A 21,517-nucleotide genomic window follows, 5' to 3' on the forward strand; every position below is an offset into this window, starting at 1 on the left:
TTTATACTTTGGAGGACATTGTGGAACGCACTTTTGTACTTGCAAAACCCGATGCGGTGCAACGAGGTTTAATTGGGGAGATCATCAAACGTCTTGAGCAGCGCGGGTTAAAATTAGTGGCTGCAAAATTCTTACAGGTATCCACCGACCTTGCAGAACAGCATTATGCCATTCACAAAGGAAAACCTTTTTATGAGGGGTTGATTCGCTACATTTGTTCCGCGCCGGTCATGGCCATGGTTTGGGAAGGGCCACAAGCAGTTACTGCCGTTCGTCAAACCATGGGAGCCACACGCCCCACCGAAGCCGCACCCGGTACTATTCGCCACGATTTTGGTTTGGAAGTGGGAAGAAACCTTACCCACGCTTCTGATAGTCCCGAAAATGCTCAGGCGGAAATTTCCCTTTGGTTCAAACCGGAAGAAATGGTGGACTGGAAACAAAGCAATGAAACGTGGATAAGCGGCAACAACTAATGGTATAATTTATCCCATCAAGCGATGAGGCTCGCTGGGTCTTAACCATACCGCCACAAAAGGCTGATAGCCTCTGATGATAAAGTGTTATCGTCAGAGGCTGTTTATTTTTACGAGGTGAGAAATGGACAATTCAGGTCAATCAATTGCTGAAACCAACCCGTTAAACGAAGCTCAAAAGCGCTATCTGAGTGCTTCTCTGGTCACTATGGAGAAAATCTCTGGGCGAGTATTATTTCTTATAAGCAATAATACTCACAATGAATTTTTTCCAAACGGATGACGACATTATAGAGAAAACCTCAGCAATCCTGAAACAACAAGCAAACGCCATTTTGAATAACTTCCAGGAATAAACATGCTTACCTTCTACTGCCCCAAGTGCTGGCAAGTTGTTAATGAGAAGGAAAAGACCTGCCCGCATTGCGGTTTTTCGTTGGAAAAATTATCAAATCAAGAATACGATCAAAAACTTTTAGATGCGCTTCATCACACAATTCCTGAACGCCGGATGATTGCAGCTCAAATTTTGGGGAATCTCGAGATTCAGCAGGCAGTCCCGATATTTAAACAAATTCTTGCGAGCGAAGTAGAAGACTACTACTTTTTGCGCACAATTTTAATTTCCTTAGCCAAAATTGATCACCCGGAACGAATGGAAATTATCGAAAACGCTACCCACCACACATCCAATCTGGTATGCTCCTTTGCCCGGAAAATTTTAAAAAAATTAAACGAAAACCAACCGATTGAGACATGGGATGAATTTTCAGGGTAACCTCAACTCACCGTTTAGTTCACCGGTAAATACAAAGTTTTTCTTGACGGAAAAGGGACTTTGTGATAATATTGGCGCGTTCGTGGGGGCGTGGTGTAGTGGTTAACATGCGGCCCTGTCAAGGCCGAGACCGCGGGTTCGAATCCCGTCGCTCCCGCCACGAATACTTCAAAAAGGCCGCTCTGCGGCTTTTTTTGTTCTCTCTTCCTGATCAGGCTGGATCAGGAAGCATCTTTTCCAAAAGGAGAATCATCCTCATGGCAACCACTTCACCCTCAAAAAATCCGGCATCCCGCACTCGTGCCATCCATTTTATTCTACTCTTTGGTCTGGTCAGCGCGCTGGGCGATATAACCTATGAGACCGGCCGAGGCGTAAGCGGGGCCTTTCTGGCTTTCCTTGGGGCAAGTGCAACTTCCATTGGATTGGTTTCAGGCTTAGGGGAATTCCTCGGGTACGGATTAAGACTGGTCTCCGGTTATCTTGCTTCACGCACACGCGCATATTGGGTTGCAACTTTTTTAGGTTACGGGCTATTGATCAGCATTCCTCTCCTTGCTTATACCAATCGGTGGGAAATTGCCGCAATTTTTCTCATTCTGGAACGAATTGGTAAAGCCGTCCGCTCACCAGCAAAGGACACCATGCTCTCTCACGCCAGCTATCAAGTTGGACGCGGTTGGGGATTTGGAATACACGAAGCCCTGGATCAGGTTGGGGCTTTTTTAGGTCCGCTAATTTTTGCAGCAGTTTTTGCTCAACGCCAAAGTTATCGGGATGGTTTCACAATCCTTTGGATTCCTGCCTTGCTCACCCTGTTTGCATTGCTTCTGGCAAGACTGCGCGTGCCCAACCCGGAGGAATTGGAGAATACACCAACCACAGAGGTGGAAGTCAATTCCCAAAAGAATTCTGCCCTGCCTCGCGTTTTCTTGTTTTATTCCGCATTTACATTTTTTAGTGTAGCGGGGTTTGCCAATTTCCAGATTATTTCTTATCACTGGGTCACCCGGAGTATTGTACCCGCTGCCCAAATTGCCATATTTTATGCCGTGGCAATGGGAGTTGATGCTATTGCAGCATTGATTATTGGTAAAACTTACGATAAATTTGGGTTGTCATCCTTAATGGTTGTACCTCTGATTTCTCTACCCCTGCCTTTTCTGGCTTTTTCCAGTCGTTATCCGCTGGCCATTCTTGCAGCTGTCGTTTGGGGTATCATTATGGCGGTCCACGAAACGATTATGCGGGCGGCCATTGCTGATATTGTTCCGGGCGAAAAACGAGCATTTGCATATGGAATTTTCAACACTCTTTATGGCGCCGCCTGGTTTGTCAGCGGAGCATTGTTGGGCATCTTGTATGACCAGAGCCGAATCGGTCTTTTTGTCGCCATTGTAAGTCTCGAAATTCTTGCCCTGCTCACTTTTCCTTTTATTGTAAAAAGTCGCTCTCGACAACCAGAAAGCCGATGAGGGTAGCCAAAAAATAAAATAAAACGCCTTCGGTCACTTCGAGTCGAAGGCGTTTTACCGACCAAGGATAAAATTTTTAGAAGAAAACCTTGGCAACTTTCAAAGCTTTTTGCTTCCAGGGCACGCGATGGGTAACTCCTGCTTCACCTTCTTTGAAGGTGTCTTTGTTGGCCAGGTACCAGCGATAATTACGTAACAAGGCTTCTTTATTAGAATACTTGGGTTGAAACCCCAGTATTTTTTGAGCTTTTTCAATCGAAACAAATGAATCCTTTGAGGCTGTCTCGTAAATCCAAGGGTACAAAGGAGATAATTTCAGCACTTCTAGCACCTTCAGCGCCAGCACCACCGGACCTGCCGGAAAGGGAATGATTCGTTTGCCAAAACCGGCTTCGTCCAGAACGGCCTGATAATCTTCCCTCATGGTGGTAAATTCTGCGGCGCCGATATTAAAGGTGTCATTCACCCGTTCCTTTTCTAGGGTCATACAGGCGTAAATTGCGTCACACAGGTCTTCCACATCGAGCAGCTGATAACGATTATTTCCAGACCCAATCATTGGAAAATTTTTACCTTCGCTGGCCCACTCATAGAAAATAGCAAAAACCCCCAAACGCTCCGGCCCAATAAAAGACTTTGGGCGTAATATCGGCACACACATTCCCTTTTGGCGGTATTCGAGACAAATTTCCTCAGCCTGAATTTTGGCTTTCCCATAAGGCCCAACCCCAATGAGCGGATCAGTTTCAAATAATGGGTGATGATCCGGTACACCATAAACCGCCGTACTGGAAATATGGATAAACCGCTTAACACCGTATTCCAGAGCCTGCTGCAGGACAATACGCGTTCCCTCCACATCCGTGGAGTAAATCTCTTCAGGGGTGTAGAGAGGTAGTGCAGCAGCAGTATGAATAACCACGTCTGCACCTGCCATACTCTTTCGTACATCCTCTGGATTGCGAATATCCCCTTGTAAAAAAGTTATTTTATCTCTTTCGGGATATGTAAAATCTACCAGATCAATCCCCGCAATATTGGTATAACCGCGTTCAAGTAAATAACGCACCAGGTTAATGCTCAAAAACCCGCTGATTCCCGTGATGTAAACCTTCATGCATAACTCCTCAAGAGCAGATTTTCATTTTCCTCAAAACATTTTACCAGAAATCGGCCTGACCCTTTTTGATAAACATTTTCAGAATAGGATTACATTTGTAATCGAATTATGTTGCCATTAATCACTTGAACATCTCAGGTTGCATGCTAACATTATATTCAATATTTTGAATGTATTTTAGAGTGCATAATCTGGATTTGGAACACTGGCATAAAGCCCAAACTCAAAATTCTTGGAAAGTGAGGATGAACAAAATGGATGAAAAAGATATTCTTCAAAAAGCACTTGAATTTCATGGACACCGCTGTTGGGCTAGCGTTGCTGGAGTGCGGGTTGGTTTAGCAGCCTTGAAAAAGCTGGGGGTTGGTCGTTCTGGTGGAACTGAATTATTCGGTATCGTTGAAATTGGTGAAGAACATGGTGGAATGTGCTTTGGAGACGGGATTCAGTACACTACCGGCTGCACTTTCGGAAAAGGAAATATTCAAAAACAACCTGTGGGAAAACTGGCTTTTACCCTGATCGAAAAAGATACCAACCGTGCGGTTCGAGTAGTTTTTACCAGTGCATTGCAAAAACAAATTGCTGCCTCAGCTTTTATGCAAAAACGAGCAGCTGGTATCCCGCCAAATGAGATTCCTCTTGAAGAACAAATGGAATTGGTTAATCTGGTTTGGGACGCCCCCGAAGAACAAATCCTGAAAATCGGTGAGATTTATGAGTATCCAGGTAATTGGCTGCCCGAAGTAATGGGGTTTCGCCCGTGTGATTCTTGTGGTGAATTGACTGCGCTTGCATACTTAAGAGTTGATGGCAACCATCATGTGTGCATTCCCTGCTCTGGCTACGGCAGATAACTCCATGTCATTTCAAATCTACTTGATCAGCGCAATTCTGGTATTTGTATTTTCAGGATTGCTTGCAATGGCGGGACTTGGAGCAGCCTTTCTCTTTGTTCCTCTTTTCTATTACCTGGGAGTACCTCTGGAACAGGCAACTTCAACCGCTTTATTTTTGAATGTAATCAGCCTTCTGTTTGCAACAATCAACTACTGGCGCAGCGGGCTGGTTAATCTCAAGGTCGGTTTACCAATTCTAATCACCGCCGTTTTATTCGCTCCTCTAGGTGCGCGACTGACTTCCATAACCAACAAAACCGTGTTACTTGGTTTGTTTGCCGGATTCTTGATTTTTGCTGGCAGTATGATGCTTTTTTACCGCCCGGCTCATTCCACAAACCCCATATCCAATAATAACCTCCTGTTTTTTAGCACCCTGACCGGGGGATTCGCTGGTTTTTTGGGTGGACTGTTAGGGGTGGGTGGGGGTAATTTTGTACTGCCCTTTTTGAATTGGATTGGGTTAGAAGCAAAAATTGCCTCTGCCACAACCGCACTCGTGGTTGTGGCCTCTTCATTCTCAGGGTTTTTGGGCCATGCCACAATGCAAAATATCAATCCGGTTTTTATCAGCCTTACAGCCATCACTGCCGCCGGCGGCTCAATCCTTGGTTCCTATCTGATGAAAAACCGGCTCACGAATACACAACTCAAAAAAATAATTGGGATCATCCTTTGGATAGTAGCCATCAAAATCATCGTAGATCTGTTTTAAGGAGGAAAACATGGAAACAACTATTTGGATCGTCATCGGCCTTGGAATACTGTCCCTGATCAGTGGGATGCTCGGATTGGGGGTAGCGTTTGCTGCCTCGCCGTTTTTATCCTTTTTTATGACCGATTTCGTTCATCAAGTGCAACCCCTCACCCTCTTATTGAACGGTTTAACCGCCTTATTTGCAACTTTTGGGTTTGCAAGAAGTGGTTTCGTGGATTGGAAAAAAGCCATTACACTGGCTGTTGTGACCACCTTGTCCGCACCCATCGGCTCTTTGTTGGCACAAATCATCCCACAGACCATCATTTTGGTGATTTATTTCGCCGCAGTAATATTTTTAGCCTATTCTCTCTTTCGGCCGGTTAAAAAAGAACAGCGAACTGGTGAAAATTTTAGACTCGCACTGATATTAGCCATTCCAATTTCGATTTTAGCAGGCTTTCTAGGGGTGGGTCCAGGTTTTTTATTGATGCCCACTTTGATCATTGTAGGATTTGAGCCTAAAAAAGCAGCCGGTATCAATGCTTTTGCCGTAACCCCACCCTCTTTTTCTGCCTTGATTCCTCATCTCGCGAACGCGAGTTGGGATTTGAATTTAACCCTCATTTTGCTGGTAGTTGGAACCGCGTTTGCCTTCACAGGCGCACGCATCACCAGCCGTTTTGTGCCTCCGGCGCGACTCAAACAAATATTTGGCATCGTCATCGTAATTATGACAGCCTATAAATTATTTACTCTGCTGGCTTGAAGCCATCGCCTTCAAAGGGATCGCTGATTTCGATAGGTCAGCAGCGTAGAAAGCAAAATCACAAAAAAGTACACACTTACCAACAGGGCAGCAATCGCAATCCCTTTGGCATGCAAGTTCATCAGAATCAGGGAAACTACAACTCCAACCAGCGGGACCGCTACACAGGTTGCAGTCAGTACTTTCCTCTGAACCCGGCGCAGCAGCCAGCAAGCTACACAGCCAATTGCCCACAAAGCAACAATTACGTAAAACATGGCGACCTCCGCCGGCACTGGTTTGATAGATTATCTTTGTGAAATCTTAATTGTCAATTATTATTGAAATCCAGTACCATATTTATTATACAAAAGTTATGCGATCATGGATAGTATCCAAATTCACAAATCTTCATGATGACTACACCTAGTTAAGATAAAATTGGGTGCCTCAAATAGTTTGAGACACCCAATTATGCTGTTTGACTTTATCCAAAACCCTTAAGCCAAGCCGGTCTCGCGGATATCTACGATCCTTTCAACGATTGGAGAAACCGCTTTCTTCAGATCCTCCAATTTAACCCCATTGACCTTGATGGTTACAATTTGAGTTTCAACTCTTTCGCCAAGCATGGTACCTAAACCGACCACATTGCCGCCCAAATTATAAATCACACCAGAAAGCTGATGGAGCTTGCCGGGTTGATCCAACAATTCCACCGTCAACCGTACTCCAGATTTTCTTGCCCCAAGCATTTCTAAAAGGATATTGAACAGGTCTGTTTCGGTGATGATACCTACCAGACTCTCGCCACGCATGACCGGGAGCCCGCCAATCTTGTTGTCCGCCATGATTCGAGCAGCCTCTTCAATCGGGCAGTCTTCCTGCGTCACAATCACATTTTTGGTCATCACCCGTTCAACAGTGATCTTACTCAGCAAATAATTGATTTCCCAGACACTCAGAGTGGTTGCCTCGGAAGGTTGAGCATTCATCAAATCGGTGTTGGTAACAATTCCAATCAATTTTCCGCGTTTATCAACAACCGGGTAACGGCGGACTTTGTCTTTGCGCATCCTTGCCAGGGCGTCCTGAACCGGCACATCTGGCTCAATCGTCAATACAGGGGTTGACATTCGCTCACCGACTAACATAGGGCTTTTCTCCTTAGTACTCAAAATTCAACATCTTTATTCTATCAAATACTGAGCATTGTGCGGGTCTCTTTATTCTCGTAATTTTTTAAGCATCTTCAGGTTCAAGCCGGAACGGATCAACATCCGGAATACCCGGCTTAACAAAATTTCGAATTGGTACATAGAGTAAGGCCCCAAGGGCAATAAATGCCAATGCTAACCAGAGTGAATTAAGCCCCTCTTCAACCAGCTGACTGTAAATAGCCAGAAAAATCACCATTGAAGGACCCAGAGTTGCCAGGAACAACCCGGCATATCCACCCGGTATTTTTTTGCGGGGCACTTCTGGTTTCGAAAACCGCAATTTCCATAACGCCAGAAACTGCACGAACAACACCATCATGTTTAAGAACACATCCACAACCACAAGAAAGGCAAATGGCTGCAACGAAAAGATTGAATAAATGACACCGCAAAGAAGGATGGAAACATACGGTGTACCGAATTTTGGGTGAACTTTTGTTAGAAAAGTTGGCATCATCCCATCTTCAGCCATTGCAAATGGAACTCTTGTTCCACCCAAACCATTCCCAATAAATAAGCCAATCATGCTTAGGATTGCCGAAATCGTGACCAGTAACCCTAAAACACTGGCAAGCGGGCTGTTCTTCACACCGGTCATTTTATCTGCAATCGCGTGGGCAATATCTGGGAACTCCCATCCCACTGAAGCCCGTGGATCAACCCCCCATTCAACCAGCGTATCTTCGCTAATGCCGTATTCCGCCATCAGTGCACCAATACCAGCCCCGACTTCGGGTTCTTCCTGCCCCCATAAATGGTATTTTCCATCCTCACCAGCCCCACCAAACAATCCGGCTGTGACCGGTAATGAATATGTGGCAATAGCCGCAATCAAAACCAGCACCATTGCAATCGGATAAGTCCGTTTTGGATTAACAATTTCATCACCCGCCGCGGTAGGAAGTTCCCATCCCATAAAATTCCACATGACCACAAATAACCCCACACTGAGGGCACCGGTAATGGTTTCTCCTTCGGGTAAAAGCGGGATCGAGAGCGTGGTTCCTCCCTTAATCCATTGGTAGATTCCCAGCCCGGACATCAGGATTAAAGGGATAATCATGATTACTCCGAGACCATTTGCGGTCATGCCGGCAAGTCTTGCTCCCCGAATATTCAAACCGGTAATGATCCAGATCAAGACCAATGCGACCAGCCATGATAAAACCCACGCCGGTATTTCAATGCCATTGATTACCGTCCCGGTACGGAGGATTGGTATAAAATAGCCCAGATAATAAGCCGCTAAAACAGGGTAAATGGCCACGTCCACCCATGAAACTACCCAATTCATCCACCCTGCCATAAAACCGGCAAAAGGGCCAAATGCTTGCTTCACCCAATGATAATACCCTCCCTCGACCGGCATCATTGAGGTCATTTCGCGTACCATCAACATGTTGGGAATACTGAAAATCAGGGGTGTCAAAACAATCAAAATCAAAGCCATACCGGGTCCAGATAAGCCAACCAACGGTTCTATCCCAAAGGCGCCTCCACAAACCGTAAAATAAATCAAACCAAATAAAGGCAAGAGAGTTAATTCACGTTTTAGTTTGCGGGCTTCCTGTTGAATATTTTCTCCTTTGCTGTGAACAATCGCCATTTCGACCTCCCGAAGAGTGAGTAAATAAGATAAATTCTATAAGAAATTATTTATGGCGGTTGTCTTTTTCCTGCATTTGAAAAATCACTTCTTCAGGCAGATTCCAGTTCAGCTCCGCATAATTTACAAAAACGGGCATCTTGATCGTGACCATGCTGATTGCAATTAGGGCAAACCCGATTCAAGCGTCGGCGGCGCTGTTTTTCTTTCCCTAATTCAATGGTTACAATCCCCGATGGCACTGCTATCAGACCATAACCCAAAATCATCAAAAAAGCCGCCAGGGCTTGACCCAAGGGTGTTAAGGGAGTTATATCACCATAGCCAACGGTGGTAACGGTTACAATCGCCCAATAAACGCTCCGCGGAATACTGGTATAACCGGCTTGCGGCCCTTCAATGAGATACATTAACGAACCCACAATTAACACAACGGTTAAAACGATTGTGAGGAATACCAGAATCCGCCTCCAGCTGGATTGAATTGCACTTCGTAAGACTTCTATTTCTTCAACGTATTCCATCAGTTTCAAAATTCTGAAGATGCGCAGCACCCGCAGAACTCGAATCACAATCAAGAAACGGCTTTCAGGAAAAATAAGGCTGACATAGGTGGGCAATATTGCCATTAAATCAATCAACCCATAAAAACTGCGCGCATAATATCCGGCATTTGGTGAACTGTAAAGCCGAAGAATGTATTCGATCGTGAACAAAATGGTGAATAACCATTCCAGAACATACAGGTGATAGCCAAAACGGGCCGAAATATCCGCCATGCTGTCGGCCATTACAGCAGCCACACTGGCTAAAATCAGAAGGATCAGAATAACATCAAATGCCCGTCCCTCCCAGGTATCATGCTCAAATATGATTTGATACAACCTTTTTTGTAGCGAATTTCTCTTACTCATTTTTCCCGGATCGCATTTCGGTTAATAATGGCTTATAATACCACTTCATTTGTCCTAGGATAAGTCTTTCAAGGTAATTGAATGACCAACCAGAAGAATTTATATTTTTGTATTTCGATCCTCTGGTACTTAACCGCCCTCGTTCTTATCCTCAGTTCACTGGGCTGCAGCCAGAGCAGTACGGATTCCATTCAACCTACCGGTTTGGTCGTCAAATTCGATTGTATTCCCCTACCGCAAGAACCTCAAAATGCAAAAGTCGTATCCATTATTGATGGCGACACGATTAAAATTGAAATTGACCGTCAAAAAGTAAATGTTCGTTACATCGGCATCAATTCGCCCGAATTGGATTCAAATGAAAGAGAGCTCGCCGAGGAAGCACTGCAATTCAACGCCGGTCTTGTGGAAAACCAAATTGTAACGCTTTTATCGGGACACTTCCGATACCGACCGCTTCGGCCGATTGCTGCGATATGTATTCATGGACGATGTGTTTGTAAATTACGAACTAATCCGAATGGGATATGCCCGACAGAGAGATTATCCACCGGACAGTGCTTGCAAAGACCTTTTCATCAAAGCCCAACAGGAAGCTATCGCCATGCGACGTGGAATTTGGAAAACTCAATAGCAACTATTGGTCATGACCGAGATTTTTAGATTAGACCCCTTCAACCCGGATCCAAATATCATCCATAAAGCTGCGCAAATCATTCAAGCAGGAGGTTTAGTAGCATTCCCAACCGAAACCGTTTACGGTCTGGGGGCAAATGCATTCAATAGCCACGCCGTTCAGCGGATATTCCTCGCAAAAGGGCGGCCGGCTAATGATCCGTTGATTGTCCACATTCAAAACAAAGACTGGCTGGATAAAATAGTCAATAACCGCCCCCCAAAAACCGATTTATTGGTCAACCGGTTCTGGCCGGGTCCACTGACATTAATTTTTCCCCGAAAGTCGGAGATTCCTTTGAATGTCACCGCCGGTGGAAACAATGTCGCAGTGAGAGCACCTTCTCACCCGGTGGCTCAAGCGCTCCTCGCCGCCAGTGGACTGCCCATCGCGGCCCCATCGGCCAATCGTTTCGGTCACACCAGCCCTACTCAGGCCAGCCACGTTTTGGATGACCTCAGCGGACGTATTGACCTGGTGTTGGATGGAGGGGAATGCCCCATCGGCCTGGAGTCCACGGTTCTCGACCTCACTCAAGACCCCCCGGTGATCCTGAGACCGGGAGGCGTTCCTCGCGAAGAAATTGAGCAATTAATTGGAAAAGTTCGCCTCGCCACAAAAGACAAGAGTAAAGAAACCGAGGAAGCCCTACCTTCACCGGGCTTAATGGAGCGGCATTACTCGCCCCATTCCACCCTGATCCTCGTCGAAAACATAACCGGCAATCGCGAAATTGCCATAAAAAAAATTCTTGATCATGTCTCTCAGGTTCAACAAATTACCCGAAAATCCATTGGTATTTTGACGGTCAGTGAAGAAACCCACTATTACGAATCGGTACAAGATTTGGAGGTAATATCGCTGGGATCCTTGAATAACCTTCAAGAAATTGGGCGCAATTTGTTCGCTGGTATGCGTACCCTTGAGCAGGCAGGAGTTGAGATTATCCTCACCACCGACTTTGGAGAGCAAGGATTGGGTCTTGCCATCCGAGATCGCTTGCGAAGGGCTGCCAGCCAGATCATACGCGTCTAGTTTTCCCCTTAAAACACAAAACAAGGCCGGTTGTCCAGGCCGGTCTTGCTTTGCTGAAGGAGGAAAAATTTTTCTCTGGAGGATTACTTACTCAAAGGATAATCCTCCAAACTCAATTCAGGATCGGCCATCATTCCAATATTGACCTCCCCGAAGGAATGGTTCTTAAAATAGACAATCGGCCAGTTAGAGTAACTGGCCGATTGTCTATTTTTACTGTGCTTATGGGTTAAGGCCGGTCAATTTCAAAGAGGGGCGAAGTCCATGTTTCCCAATGAGCAGGGTTATTTGGATCTCCCAGTGCTTTGAGGACGGAAATTTTTACATAGTAAATGCCATCCGGCACTTCAAACACACTGGAACCCGCGTAAGTAAATCCATCAAATGGCATGGCGAAGAAACCGGTAGCAGAGCTGTTCCGTGGCAGGTATGAGTCGTCATACGCATTATACCAGTAGCGGTCCGGCCCCTTTTCCATCTTCTGATAGACTTCCATCTTGAATCTGCGAGATTGATGGTCGAAATGAACCAGGAAGTAAGGAATGTCATCATCCTCCATAGAAAACCACCAATCAAAATCACCAAGTTTGTAAAAGCTGCCTTCAAAGAGCACTGACAGCCATGGGAAGCCATAAACCGTCGGTTCCAATACTCGAATGGACTGGTAATCACCAATAAAACCAGCATAAGGTACCCGATTTACTTTCCCATCTTCCGAGGTCAAGACGATATAACCGCCATATTGGCCGTTGAGTGGAGCAACCGGCGGTGTGATGGTTACATTTACCCGTGCTTTGCTCTTCGGGGCAACTTTTATTTCATTGGTGCTGAAAGCCACTGATGCAAAATTTGCATTGAATGAGGGGGTGAATGTGTTTCCATGAGTACCCAATGCAGGTTGATGCGATAGGCTGAATGTAACCGTCGTATTTCCCTCGTTGGCAACTGTAATCGTCCTGACCGCCGGGCCGGTTTCACTCTCACCCAACGCCAGTTTGGAAGGTTCAACCCTCACCGTAGAAAGGATGGCTTGTGGAATATCCAGCATGCCTGCCCCTTGGCGATGGACATTATCCAGAAAGCCCAACCCTGGATTTCCCCACCACACTGCTGGATCAGCTGTATTTTGGAAAATCGTTCTTACCACCCCAGCGGGCAAATTGGGACGTGCCTGCAAAAGAAGAGCAGCTGCCCCAGCCACATGAGGGGAAGCCATCGAAGTTCCACTCAGGGTTGCATAACCACCTTGCTCAAGCGGGTAGGTGGAGTAAATCAACCCGCCCGGAGCCCCAATATCTGGTTTTACGTTAAGATCAGGGGATAAGCCGTACGAGCTAAAAGAAGAGATCAAACCTCCGGTTGGATTAGGGAATGAGTCTTGTTGTGCTGTCCAGGTCAGGAATACCTCACCGCTTGCGAGCCGCGAATCGATAAGAGCACCTTCGGTATTGGAAATCGTAACCACCGGAATGGTAATTGCGGGCGTACCTGCCACGGTTGCGCTGAATCTGCCGGCAGTGTTGTTATAAATGACCACTCCGATCGCACCGGCATTCATGGCATTCAACGATTTTACATGGAAAGTACAACCACCCCGGCGAATGAGGGCAATTTTTCCATCCAGACTATTCGCAGGAAGGGCAGAACAGGCATCTGCATTGGAAGCCACTGTTCCCGTCCGTGCCATGGGGAAGGTGCCCGAAGTGGGGGGTTCTGGAGCAGAAGAAGCAACTCCGAAGCCAATCGGAGTATCATCCGGGCTGATCAAGAACAACCTCAGAAAGATTTCGGTGTTGTCGAAGGAAGCCACCCCAATCACCTGATTGCCTAACCCCGGCGCACCAGCGGAATACACCCCATTAGCGCCGCTATTACCAATCGAAGCCACCACAACCATGCCACGTTTGACCAACCGATCGGCTGCCTGGGCAGTAGGGTATTGCGGCCACTGGAATGCAGACCCAATGCTCATATTCAGAACCTGCATACCGTCATCCAAAGCCCGTTCCATTGCCATCAGCATTATATCGGCAGTCGTGGATCCCTCGCAACCAAACACTCGATATGCCCCAAACATCACATCCGGCGCAACGCCCTTAATCGCACCGTTTGCCCCAATGATACCGGCTACATGAGTACCATGTCCATTGCAATCATCGGGAATAGGATCCGGTTGAGGCACGGGATTGTAAGTGGGGCTGGTTGAATCGGCATTGAAAGCATCACCCACGAAGTCATATCCGGTAAAGACCCGGCAACCTGGCCCAAAACAGCCGCCCAGGTCAGGATGATCAAAGTCAACACCTGTATCCATTACCGCAACTTTGACCCCTTTGCCGGTAAAGCCCAGCTCGCTCTGAGCAATATCTGCGCCGGTCATAGCCAAAGCGCTGACCAGTTCCGGGCTGGGATTTTCAACCGGTTCTGGTAAGGTGTAGGTTTCAACCGGGTAAATTGCTTTCACGCCCGGAATGCGGAATAATTTTGGCAGCTCAGCAGGGCTGATTTCAATAGCGATGCCATTCCACAGTTTATCGTAGGCAAATCTTTCGCTAAACTCCAACCCGGCTCGTTCTGCCTTCACCCGAAAGGATTGTTTTTCGGCCTGGATTGTGGTTAGACGTCCACCATCAGCCGTGGGTAAACCATTGAATTCAACAAACCACAGATGCGGGGTTTCATCAACCATTGCACCGGTTTCGGTGGAATATACCGGAAACAATGGCTCTACCGTTCCATCGTCTGCGATTGCAGGTGAAATCATGGTAAATAACATGACCACAATCAACAACCCTGGAAAGAAAAATTTTCTGAACATTGTTCCTCCTGCAGCAAAAATTATTTTTTAAGAAGGGATTTCTTGGGGAAATCTGAATTTGTCGGGTTGAATCACCTCCCTTTCTTCTTCACAAAACAAGACTGCCTGAGTATGGGTATACTTTCGGCAGTCTGGCGATCTGATTATCTCAGACCCATAACTTTGCGCCCTCATCTCGCGATGAGTTTGCCATTTTCGGGTATTTAATTGGTGGATATTTATTTATTATCTTTATTCATTTTACATTAATTATCAATAAATACAAGTCTTAATTGTCGAAATCTTAAATCAACAATTCCAAACCAGTATAATCCTGTCTTCAACTCCCCCTTGTTGATTGCTTGTTTATTCTTACCTAATGAATTCAGCTGGCATAATAGGTATCACCTTTCGTTCAATTCTGGCCTCCTCGGCCGCAAAAGCCAGCATGTGGCTGAATAAAGCCTCACGGGCAGCTCGCTTCGCCGTATCCGGGTAGCCCCCCTCCCTTATGTGGGCAACAAACTCTCTCATCAACTGATTGTCTCCCCCCCCATGTCCCTCCCCCGCTGGCGGACTGGTATCCAGGTAAAGTTTCTTTCGGGTGCGGTGTTCCTCGACAGTTAACCATCCGCCACCATTCCCCAATACGCCCATCAACCTTCCCCTCGTTCCTTCAATTCTGGTTGATCGGTGTTCCACATGAGAATGACCGTGCATGGTCAATGTCACTGTTGTGCCTTTCTCAAATTGCATGCTGACCACTTGATGATCTACCACATCGTTATCACAATGGTAAACACATCTTCCGTAAGGACCGTTTCGGATGGCTTCCTCGATTTTTTGGGGTGTCGGGTCTTGAGCGAGAACCGTCAAAGGCCAGCCCTTATATTCGGTAATCTGTTTAAGAAATGGAAAAAGGGTAGAGAAAGTCTGCACCACCCCGGGATTTTTTATCCACGTTCCAATAATTGCTTTATGAAAAGAGTTCGTACAGGTTTCACGGTATGAGTACCAGAAAGGCAGCATTTCGAGGTAAATATGAATTGCAGAGTAAGGACACTCCTTCTCAATTGGACAACCATCCACACAGCGTTCGGGAGTGTTGACTGGGGCTTTATCTGGGCGAAAATGAGTCAATTCCCCTTTGCTGCTCAGCATGATCGGCCATTGGCCCAGTACCCAAGGTAAAATATCCAGATCATGGCAGCATTTCGCCAGAATCATCGGGCTGGATTGGCGACTGCTCCTCCAATTTCCCCTCACGTAAGAATGAGCCATGTGCCAGAAGGAAACATTCTCGCGGTGATCTACATCAATAATTTCACCCAACACACCCGATTGAACAATCTCGCGCATTTTCCGGGCATATTGGGTATAACGCAGAACATGACAGATATGCAATTGCCGTTGAGTCCTTTCACTCACCTCAACCAGTTGCTTACATTCCTCCAAGGTGGTTGCCATCGGTTTTTCAAGCAAGACATGATAGCCTTTATTCATTGCGGCAATTGCCGGTTGGGTGTGCAACCAATCCTGAGTCGCGATAATTGCGGCATCCGCCAGTTGTGGCTGTTCCATCAACCCTTCCCAGCTTTCATAACACCTTTCTTCAGGGATGGCATGAACGGTAGAAAATTTTCGTCGGCGCTCTTCATTTGGCTCGGCAACGGCTACAAACTTTAGTTGATCGGGATACCTTAAAGCATAGGGAGCATAGGCTTCTGCCCCGCGCTGACCCGCCCCAATTAAAATGGCTCGTACTGGCTTCATAGCGGCTTCTCCTTGAATGATTGAAGAAATTCTAGCACAACCTTTTACCAAAAAAGTTTCATCCCGACGAAGTATGTAATCGGATTCGAGAATAAAATAGGTGTATATCGTTTACAAAAAAAGGAGCAACCATCCATGTCTGAAATTTCTGCACCCACCGAAGTTGAATTTAATGATTTATACCACCGTCCTCAGCGCATGATTCGTGTTGCCAATTGGGCTAACACGCTCTCTTGGGTGGTATTGGTTGTAGTCGGTTTGTTTTTGGTGTTTTTTGTCAGCGCAATTTATGTAACCATCACTCAATCATCCAATCTGTTTATCGAATTAATTCCCACCCTTGTTCAGGCATTCTTGATTTTGATACCAGGTTTGTTTTTATTCGTGACACTTCAAGCCGTCTCCGAAGGCATTTATATCCTGATGGATATCGAGGAAAACACCAGAGGTAAATGAATTCATCACAGCACAGCATCACCATATTTTTGTTCAACCAGATCCTTCAATCCCAACTCTTCTAACTTCCAGAGGAAAGGATAACCGCTCATTCTATCCCATCCGCTGTACCGATAATATTCTTCCAGCATGGTTGAGAGATCCGGAATGTTGCCTTCCTGGCCGCCGTCCAGAAGAGGTTGGAGGAGCAATCTGGGTAATCTTTCGTTTTCCGGTTTCCAGCCCAATTTCAGGTTATAAAGCCGCTTCATGTTCCACGCCCGCTCCCCGGCTTTGAGCATGGTTGTCATGTCCCAATCCCAACCCATTGCTGCATTAAGCAACTCTAAAATTTCGCCCGGTGAAACAACCGCAAAATAGCAGGTCGTCAGGCTGTTGCACACCGTCCGCCAGTGTTGATGACGAGCAACCTGTTCTCCTTTACCCACAGGACTGAATCGGTCGGTAAAACCGATTCCGATCTCATCCACCGTACCGCCCAAACCAACATTGAAGTAATCACTCTGGTTATGGCATGCTCCGCGCGGTGAGGTCACATAAGCCAGCGCCTGCCCGGAAAAAGCCCGCGGGTCGTGCATTGCCACATCCAACCCATTCACTTGAACGGCTAAATCTTCATCACCGTAGGCCGTGGCCAGCGCTTTACTGCCTTGAGCAAGCAAATTGCCTAAACCCTCTTTGGTTGCCATTTGCCTAAGCAGGGAAAAACAGGGCTCAGGATCTCCCCAGCGAAGTACTAGCCCACCGCTATCCTTTGTGGTCAATTTACCTTGGCCATAAAGCAAATAAGCCAGGGCAATCACATTCCCAGCCGTAATTGTATCCATTCCCAATCGATCACACAGATCACCCAGCGCAGTGATCGCCGCCAGATCATCCACCATCAATTGGGAACCGAAGGAGCAAATGGTTTCATACTCCGGTCCCTTCACAACCCCATTGGTTGGAAAACTTCCCTGCTCAATTTCCACTTCACGCCCGCAAGAAATCACACAACCCTGACAGGCCGTTGTCCCTCTTAAGATCGTTTCAGCCATGGTCGCCCCGCTGATCTTGTCGGCTCCTTCAAATCTGGCCGCAGTCCAGTATTTTTGGGGCATATCTCCAAGGTATTGCAGATACTCCGCACCTCCCGAAGTCCCGGTGGAGCGGAGCACTGCCGTCATATTCTGTTCGAGCAGTCGTTTGTTGGAAGCCACCCTTAACTTACGATATTCCTCATCACGCTCCATCACCAATCGTTGAGTACCCCGCACAGCTACCGCTTTCAATTTTTTGGAGCCCATTAGGGCTCCCATACCGGTGCGTGCAGCCAGCCTCCCATGGTCAGAAAGAATGCCGGCAAACGGAACAAGATTTTCTCCTGCCAGACCAATGCAGGCAACCTTTACCTGTGGTATTCCGACTTCCCGGCGAATAATCTCCTGAGTCTGGTATGTATCTGCCTTTCCCCATAAATGCTCGGCAGAGCGAATTTCGATTTGATCATTGTAAATCCAGAGATAAACCGGCCGATCTGATACGCCCTCAATCCATAAAAAATCAATCCCGGCAAAACGCAGTTCCGGCCCCACAAATCCGCCTATGTTGGATTCTCCCCACCAGCCCGTTTGCGGTGAACGCCCGCAAATCGTAAAACGCCCGGTGGTTGGCCCGGCAGTACCGGTCAGCGGACCGGTGGCAAACAACAATGGACTGCCCGGGTCAAGCGGTGAACGATTCACATCCAGCCGATCCCACAAAAGCCTGGCTGCCAAACCCGACGCCCCAATGAAACCCTCAATCCATTCAGGAGGAATTTGCTCTCTCCGAATCTGGCCATTGCTCAGATTGATTTTGACCATTTTTCCATACATAGATGTGCTCTCCTTAGAAATCAATCGTTTTTCCCTCAAAAGCATATTGAAACAACCATCGCAGTTCCTGATCATCCGGAATTCGGGTGGACATAATCGTTTGGGTATCATTTAAGGCATTTTCCACTAAAAGTTCCATTTCGGCTTCCAGAGCCGCTCGGTCAATTCCCAAATCGGCAATACATAGAGGTTGATTGAGATCTTCCTCCAGTTTCCGTACCCTGGATGCCAAAATTGCAGCAGCTTGCTTTTCGTTTTCAGCGGGCAACCCAATAAACCGGCTGAGTTCCAGATAGCGGGTGCCGCCTTCGGGTGAGTTTGCACAAAACTCGATTGTATAAGGCAAAAACAAAGACACCGCTCTGCCATGAGGCACATGAAAAACCGCTCCTAAAGCATGTCCCAGCCCATGTGCCAGGGCTGCCATTGAGTTGCCGAACCCCAGCCTGGCAATCGTCGCGGCGTAGTGCATCTTCTCTCTGGCAGCTTGATCTCCAAAATAGGCTCTGGGTAAGTACTCAAAAACCATTTTTGCAGCATATACGCACAATCCATCGGTAAAGTCATTATGATAGGTTGAAGTGAATCCTTCAATGGCGTGGGTCAGCGCATCCAAGCCGGTATCAGCCGAGATTCGGGCTGGCAAGTCTCTAATCAGCTGTGGGTCTATAATGGCAATGTCCGGAACAACCTCGCGACTACCCAGCCCCAGTTTCCGCCGCGACTGGTGATCAGACAGGACAACTGCCCAGGTAACCTCGGCCCCGGTGCCGGATGTTGTGGGGATTGCCACTAAACGGGCTTTTTGGCGCAAGCCATAAAATTCGATCGGGTTAATCGCGTCCGGTTGGACATCCGGCCGGGCATACAAAACCCACATTCCTTTGGCGGCATCAATGACCGAGCCTCCTCCAATGGCTATAATCCAATCTGGCTGAAAATCGAACATTCGTTGTGCCCCGCGTTTCACCGTCTCCAGGTCTGGATCGGGTTGCACCTCATCGAATATATCCATCTGCATGCCGGTATTCTTCAATTGCTCGAAAACCAATTGCACCAGACCCAGGCGGTTCAGGGTCACATCGGAAACAATCATGGCTTTTGAACCGGTCAAAGAAGCCAGATGAGAAAGAGCATCTTCACCAAATACAATGAGCGGCGAGGAAAAATACCACATATCGGATAACCTCCCATTCCATCCTAAAGGTTTTGTGATTAATCATACTTTCGATTAGAAAGATTCACCAGAAATTTTTATAAGAAAGTTATAAAACAATATTCATTGATTTATTCGATGAAAATATTCATAATACTAAGAGCGGCGGAATACAAGAGTAAAGTCTTCTTAAGGAGAAAATAATGAATAAACCATGGCATCATATCGTGGGTTCAATCCTGATAACCCTCATCGCAATTGGATTACTCCAATTTTCAAACCACTCAGTAGTAGCAAGCAGTGGTGGAATTCCAACCAACATTGTTTTTGTCAAAAAGGATGCAAATACCTCGTTTGACCGACAGTGGAATTGGACAATTACCAAAACCGGCGATCAAACTTCTCTGACATTAGCCCCTGGTCAGTCTGTCCCGGTAAATTATACCGTCACCGTTCAGTCGGTCGCGGTTGATAGCAATTGGAAGGTCACCGGCAGTATATCGTTTCAAAACACTGCAAGTGAGCCAGCGACCATCACTGCCGTGACGGACGTAATCAGTGGCGGGATTGTTGCCAGTGTTGACTGCGGTACAACGTTTCCCTTTACATTGCCAGCCGGGTATACAAAAGTTTGCACTTATCAAGCCACATTGCCAGATGGAAGTAGCCGTACCAATACCGCAACCGTGGAAACCAGCGGGAATGTGCCAGGAAGTTCTTTCACAATTCCATTTTCATTTGGAAATCCCAACAATGAAGTAGATGAGTGCATCACTGTCGAAGATGACCAGATTGGATCATTAGGTGTCGTCTGCGCTGGGGAATCACCCAAAACATTCAACTATACTTTGAACGTGGGTGGTTCGGAACAATGTGGGCTTTACCAATTCGCCAATGTTGCCTCTTTCGTCAGCAATGATAGTGGTAAAAAAGGCAGCGCAAAATATGTGGTGAACTTTGATATTCCTTGTACTGAAGCCTGCACCCTCACCCCCGGTTACTGGAAAACACACTCAAAATACGGCCCTGCCCCTTACGATTCGACCTGGGCTTTGCTGGGAGAGGATAACGCCTTCTTCTTGAGCGGGCAAACTAATTATCAGGTGCTTTGGACATCACCTTCAGGTGGTAACGCCTATTACATACTCGCCCACGCCTATCTCGCCGCCAAACTGAATGTTCTTAATGGCGCTTCCACCACCGCTAGCGTTGATGCGGCTTTAGCCTTTGCCGAGTCCTTTTTCAGCACCTACAGCCCAACCTCTACCCTTAGCAGGTCGGTACGTAATACGGCTATTTCACAGGCAGGAATACTCGATAACTACAACAATGGGTTAATCGGCCCCGGTCATTGCGGCAAGTAAATTACAATTCTTAAATTAAAAATACAGGCCCCAGAAAAGTTTCCGAGGCCCGTATTTTTTTAAAGCGGGAACTCTGTGGGTATCCGGGTACACGATTCGACCAGTTCTTTGGCGGCCCGAACATTTTTCATCACCATTGCCATATTACCGGTGAGTTTCAACTGGCCAGTCATCATCGCCTGCATCGGATCAAGTTGTTTGGTCATAACCTTCTTCCAGACACTCACCGGCCCTTTCAGTTGAAAAGCCGGTTTTAATCCATCCAGTTTTTCAACCTTGAACGCGTTTCGGCACTCGCCATGCCACAAATCCATATAAAGCGTAACTGTTTCCGTAAGCATTCCACCCGGCTCAATGATAAAATAAAAATCCCCCTCCCAATTTTTGGCTGCTTCTTTGTAGGATTGGCTCTGATTTAAATCCTGCATCATTGCCTTGATCCATTCATCCGAAGGAAAACGAAACATCTAC

20 protein-coding genes, 1 tRNA gene and 1 riboswitch are annotated in these 21,517 nt (G+C 46.8%); of the genes, 11 read left to right on the top strand and 10 right to left on the bottom strand.

Annotated features, from left to right (window positions below; genetic code table 11):
* Positions 1-20: 20 nt before the first annotated feature.
* The 4 genes from ndk (at position 21) to AC812_RS16840 (ending at position 2,729) form a co-directional block, all read left to right on the top strand.
* The gene (gene ndk, locus AC812_RS16825; protein WP_061916929.1) at positions 21-476 is read left to right on the top strand and encodes a nucleoside-diphosphate kinase; all 456 of its coding nucleotides are present in this window, start codon (positions 21-23) and stop codon (positions 474-476) included.
* Between the two features lie 358 nt (positions 477-834).
* The gene (locus AC812_RS16830; protein ID WP_061916931.1) at positions 835-1,254 is read left to right on the top strand and encodes a HEAT repeat domain-containing protein; all 420 of its coding nucleotides are present in this window, start codon (positions 835-837) and stop codon (positions 1,252-1,254) included.
* Positions 1,255-1,338: 84 nt separating this feature from the next.
* Positions 1,339-1,414: transfer RNA gene (locus AC812_RS16835), tRNA-Asp, on the top strand.
* 97 nt (positions 1,415-1,511) lie between these two features.
* Positions 1,512-2,729, top strand: coding sequence for an MFS transporter (locus AC812_RS16840; protein ID WP_061916934.1), 1,218 nt, complete (start codon positions 1,512-1,514; stop codon positions 2,727-2,729).
* 76 nt (positions 2,730-2,805) lie between these two features.
* Here the strand turns inward: AC812_RS16840 and AC812_RS16845 are convergent, their stop codons facing one another.
* Positions 2,806-3,846: an NAD-dependent epimerase/dehydratase family protein gene (locus AC812_RS16845; RefSeq protein ID WP_061916937.1), complete on the bottom strand. Its 1,041-nt coding sequence runs from the start codon at positions 3,844-3,846 to the stop codon at positions 2,806-2,808.
* 257 nt (positions 3,847-4,103) lie between these two features.
* Between AC812_RS16845 and AC812_RS16850 the strand changes: the two genes are divergently transcribed.
* Genes AC812_RS16850 through AC812_RS16860 form a run of 3 tightly spaced genes read left to right on the top strand, consistent with a single transcriptional unit; the run spans position 4,104 to position 6,214 of the window.
* Complete coding sequence (locus AC812_RS16850; RefSeq protein ID WP_169787337.1) at positions 4,104-4,706, top strand: FmdE family protein; 603 nt, start codon at positions 4,104-4,106, stop codon at positions 4,704-4,706.
* A gap of 4 nt (positions 4,707-4,710) precedes the next feature.
* Positions 4,711-5,463, top strand: a complete 753-nt coding sequence (locus AC812_RS16855) for a sulfite exporter TauE/SafE family protein (protein ID WP_061916943.1) — start codon at positions 4,711-4,713, stop codon at positions 5,461-5,463.
* 10 nt (positions 5,464-5,473) lie between these two features.
* Positions 5,474-6,214, top strand: coding sequence for a sulfite exporter TauE/SafE family protein (locus tag AC812_RS16860; protein WP_061916945.1), 741 nt, complete (start codon positions 5,474-5,476; stop codon positions 6,212-6,214).
* Positions 6,215-6,225: 11 nt separating this feature from the next.
* Here AC812_RS16860 and AC812_RS16865 read toward each other — a convergent pair whose 3' ends face one another.
* The 4 genes from AC812_RS16865 to AC812_RS16880 form a co-directional block, all read right to left on the bottom strand.
* Entirely contained in the window at positions 6,226-6,471 is a 246-nt protein-coding gene (locus AC812_RS16865) for a hypothetical protein (RefSeq protein WP_061916948.1), read from the bottom strand.
* A 222-nt stretch (positions 6,472-6,693) separates the two neighbouring features.
* Complete coding sequence (locus tag AC812_RS16870; RefSeq protein WP_061916951.1) at positions 6,694-7,347, bottom strand: CBS domain-containing protein; 654 nt, start codon at positions 7,345-7,347, stop codon at positions 6,694-6,696.
* An 88-nt stretch (positions 7,348-7,435) separates the two neighbouring features.
* Positions 7,436-9,019, bottom strand: coding sequence for an APC family permease (locus tag AC812_RS16875; RefSeq protein ID WP_061916954.1), 1,584 nt, complete (start codon positions 9,017-9,019; stop codon positions 7,436-7,438).
* 92 nt (positions 9,020-9,111) lie between these two features.
* Positions 9,112-9,933, bottom strand: a complete 822-nt coding sequence (locus AC812_RS16880) for an ion transporter (RefSeq protein WP_061916958.1) — start codon at positions 9,931-9,933, stop codon at positions 9,112-9,114.
* Between the two features lie 81 nt (positions 9,934-10,014).
* Between AC812_RS16880 and AC812_RS18200 the strand changes: the two genes are divergently transcribed.
* Entirely contained in the window at positions 10,015-10,596 is a 582-nt protein-coding gene (locus AC812_RS18200; RefSeq protein ID WP_236839259.1) for a thermonuclease family protein, read from the top strand.
* On the top strand, positions 10,580-11,644 hold the full coding sequence (locus AC812_RS16885) for an L-threonylcarbamoyladenylate synthase (protein ID WP_061916961.1): 1,065 nt from the start codon (positions 10,580-10,582) through the stop codon (positions 11,642-11,644). The genes AC812_RS18200 and AC812_RS16885 overlap by 17 nt, the downstream gene beginning before the upstream one ends.
* Positions 11,645-11,873: 229 nt before the next feature.
* Here the strand turns inward: AC812_RS16885 and AC812_RS18330 are convergent, their stop codons facing one another.
* Positions 11,874-14,462, bottom strand: coding sequence for a S8 family serine peptidase (locus tag AC812_RS18330; RefSeq protein ID WP_082149103.1), 2,589 nt, complete (start codon positions 14,460-14,462; stop codon positions 11,874-11,876).
* Positions 14,463-14,584: 122 nt separating this feature from the next.
* Positions 14,585-14,663: riboswitch (cyclic di-GMP riboswitch) on the bottom strand.
* Positions 14,664-14,813: 150 nt separating this feature from the next.
* Positions 14,814-16,214 (bottom strand): Gfo/Idh/MocA family protein, encoded by a 1,401-nt coding sequence (locus tag AC812_RS16895; RefSeq protein ID WP_061916964.1) that lies wholly within the window; start codon positions 16,212-16,214, stop codon positions 14,814-14,816.
* A 135-nt stretch (positions 16,215-16,349) separates the two neighbouring features.
* On the opposite strand from AC812_RS16895, the gene AC812_RS16900 reads away from it, so the two are divergent.
* Positions 16,350-16,670, top strand: coding sequence for a hypothetical protein (locus tag AC812_RS16900; protein WP_061916969.1), 321 nt, complete (start codon positions 16,350-16,352; stop codon positions 16,668-16,670).
* A gap of 5 nt (positions 16,671-16,675) precedes the next feature.
* On the opposite strand, the gene AC812_RS16905 is transcribed toward AC812_RS16900, so the two are convergent.
* Both AC812_RS16905 and AC812_RS16910 read right to left on the bottom strand, forming a co-directional pair.
* A complete protein-coding gene (locus tag AC812_RS16905; protein ID WP_061916972.1) occupies positions 16,676-18,526 on the bottom strand; it encodes an aldehyde ferredoxin oxidoreductase family protein in 1,851 nt (616 codons plus the stop codon).
* 13 nt (positions 18,527-18,539) lie between these two features.
* Positions 18,540-19,703 (bottom strand): iron-containing alcohol dehydrogenase, encoded by a 1,164-nt coding sequence (locus AC812_RS16910; RefSeq protein ID WP_061916975.1) that lies wholly within the window; start codon positions 19,701-19,703, stop codon positions 18,540-18,542.
* A 182-nt stretch (positions 19,704-19,885) separates the two neighbouring features.
* On the opposite strand from AC812_RS16910, the gene AC812_RS16915 reads away from it, so the two are divergent.
* Entirely contained in the window at positions 19,886-21,046 is a 1,161-nt protein-coding gene (locus AC812_RS16915) for a hypothetical protein (RefSeq protein ID WP_061916977.1), read from the top strand.
* 59 nt (positions 21,047-21,105) lie between these two features.
* Here the strand turns inward: AC812_RS16915 and AC812_RS16920 are convergent, their stop codons facing one another.
* The gene (locus AC812_RS16920) at positions 21,106-21,513 is read right to left on the bottom strand and encodes an SCP2 sterol-binding domain-containing protein (RefSeq protein ID WP_061916979.1); all 408 of its coding nucleotides are present in this window, start codon (positions 21,511-21,513) and stop codon (positions 21,106-21,108) included.
* Positions 21,514-21,517: the final 4 nt, after the last annotated feature.

The sequence above is a fragment of the Bellilinea caldifistulae genome, assembly GCF_001306055.1.
GTDB classification, from domain to species: Bacteria; Chloroflexota; Anaerolineae; order Anaerolineales; family Anaerolineaceae; genus Bellilinea; species Bellilinea caldifistulae.

Coding starts and splice junctions, on each gene's coding strand:
- AC812_RS16830 (WP_061916931.1), top strand. CDS start 835: ATGCTTACCTTCTACTGCCCCAAGTGCTGGCAAGTTGTTAATGAGAAG.
- AC812_RS16840 (WP_061916934.1), top strand. CDS start 1,512: ATGGCAACCACTTCACCCTCAAAAAATCCGGCATCCCGCACTCGTGCC.
- AC812_RS16845 (WP_061916937.1), bottom strand. CDS start 3,846: ATGAAGGTTTACATCACGGGAATCAGCGGGTTTTTGAGCATTAACCTG.
- AC812_RS16850 (WP_169787337.1), top strand. CDS start 4,104: ATGGATGAAAAAGATATTCTTCAAAAAGCACTTGAATTTCATGGACAC.
- AC812_RS16855 (WP_061916943.1), top strand. CDS start 4,711: ATGTCATTTCAAATCTACTTGATCAGCGCAATTCTGGTATTTGTATTT.
- AC812_RS16860 (WP_061916945.1), top strand. CDS start 5,474: ATGGAAACAACTATTTGGATCGTCATCGGCCTTGGAATACTGTCCCTG.
- AC812_RS16865 (WP_061916948.1), bottom strand. CDS start 6,471: ATGTTTTACGTAATTGTTGCTTTGTGGGCAATTGGCTGTGTAGCTTGC.
- AC812_RS16870 (WP_061916951.1), bottom strand. CDS start 7,347: ATGTTAGTCGGTGAGCGAATGTCAACCCCTGTATTGACGATTGAGCCA.
- AC812_RS16875 (WP_061916954.1), bottom strand. CDS start 9,019: ATGGCGATTGTTCACAGCAAAGGAGAAAATATTCAACAGGAAGCCCGC.
- AC812_RS16880 (WP_061916958.1), bottom strand. CDS start 9,933: ATGAGTAAGAGAAATTCGCTACAAAAAAGGTTGTATCAAATCATATTT.
- AC812_RS18200 (WP_236839259.1), top strand. CDS start 10,015: ATGACCAACCAGAAGAATTTATATTTTTGTATTTCGATCCTCTGGTAC.
- AC812_RS16885 (WP_061916961.1), top strand. CDS start 10,580: ATGACCGAGATTTTTAGATTAGACCCCTTCAACCCGGATCCAAATATC.
- AC812_RS18330 (WP_082149103.1), bottom strand. CDS start 14,462: ATGTTCAGAAAATTTTTCTTTCCAGGGTTGTTGATTGTGGTCATGTTA.
- AC812_RS16895 (WP_061916964.1), bottom strand. CDS start 16,214: ATGAAGCCAGTACGAGCCATTTTAATTGGGGCGGGTCAGCGCGGGGCA.
- AC812_RS16900 (WP_061916969.1), top strand. CDS start 16,350: ATGTCTGAAATTTCTGCACCCACCGAAGTTGAATTTAATGATTTATAC.
- AC812_RS16905 (WP_061916972.1), bottom strand. CDS start 18,526: ATGTATGGAAAAATGGTCAAAATCAATCTGAGCAATGGCCAGATTCGG.
- AC812_RS16910 (WP_061916975.1), bottom strand. CDS start 19,703: ATGTGGTATTTTTCCTCGCCGCTCATTGTATTTGGTGAAGATGCTCTT.
- AC812_RS16915 (WP_061916977.1), top strand. CDS start 19,886: ATGAATAAACCATGGCATCATATCGTGGGTTCAATCCTGATAACCCTC.
- AC812_RS16920 (WP_061916979.1), bottom strand. CDS start 21,513: ATGTTTCGTTTTCCTTCGGATGAATGGATCAAGGCAATGATGCAGGAT.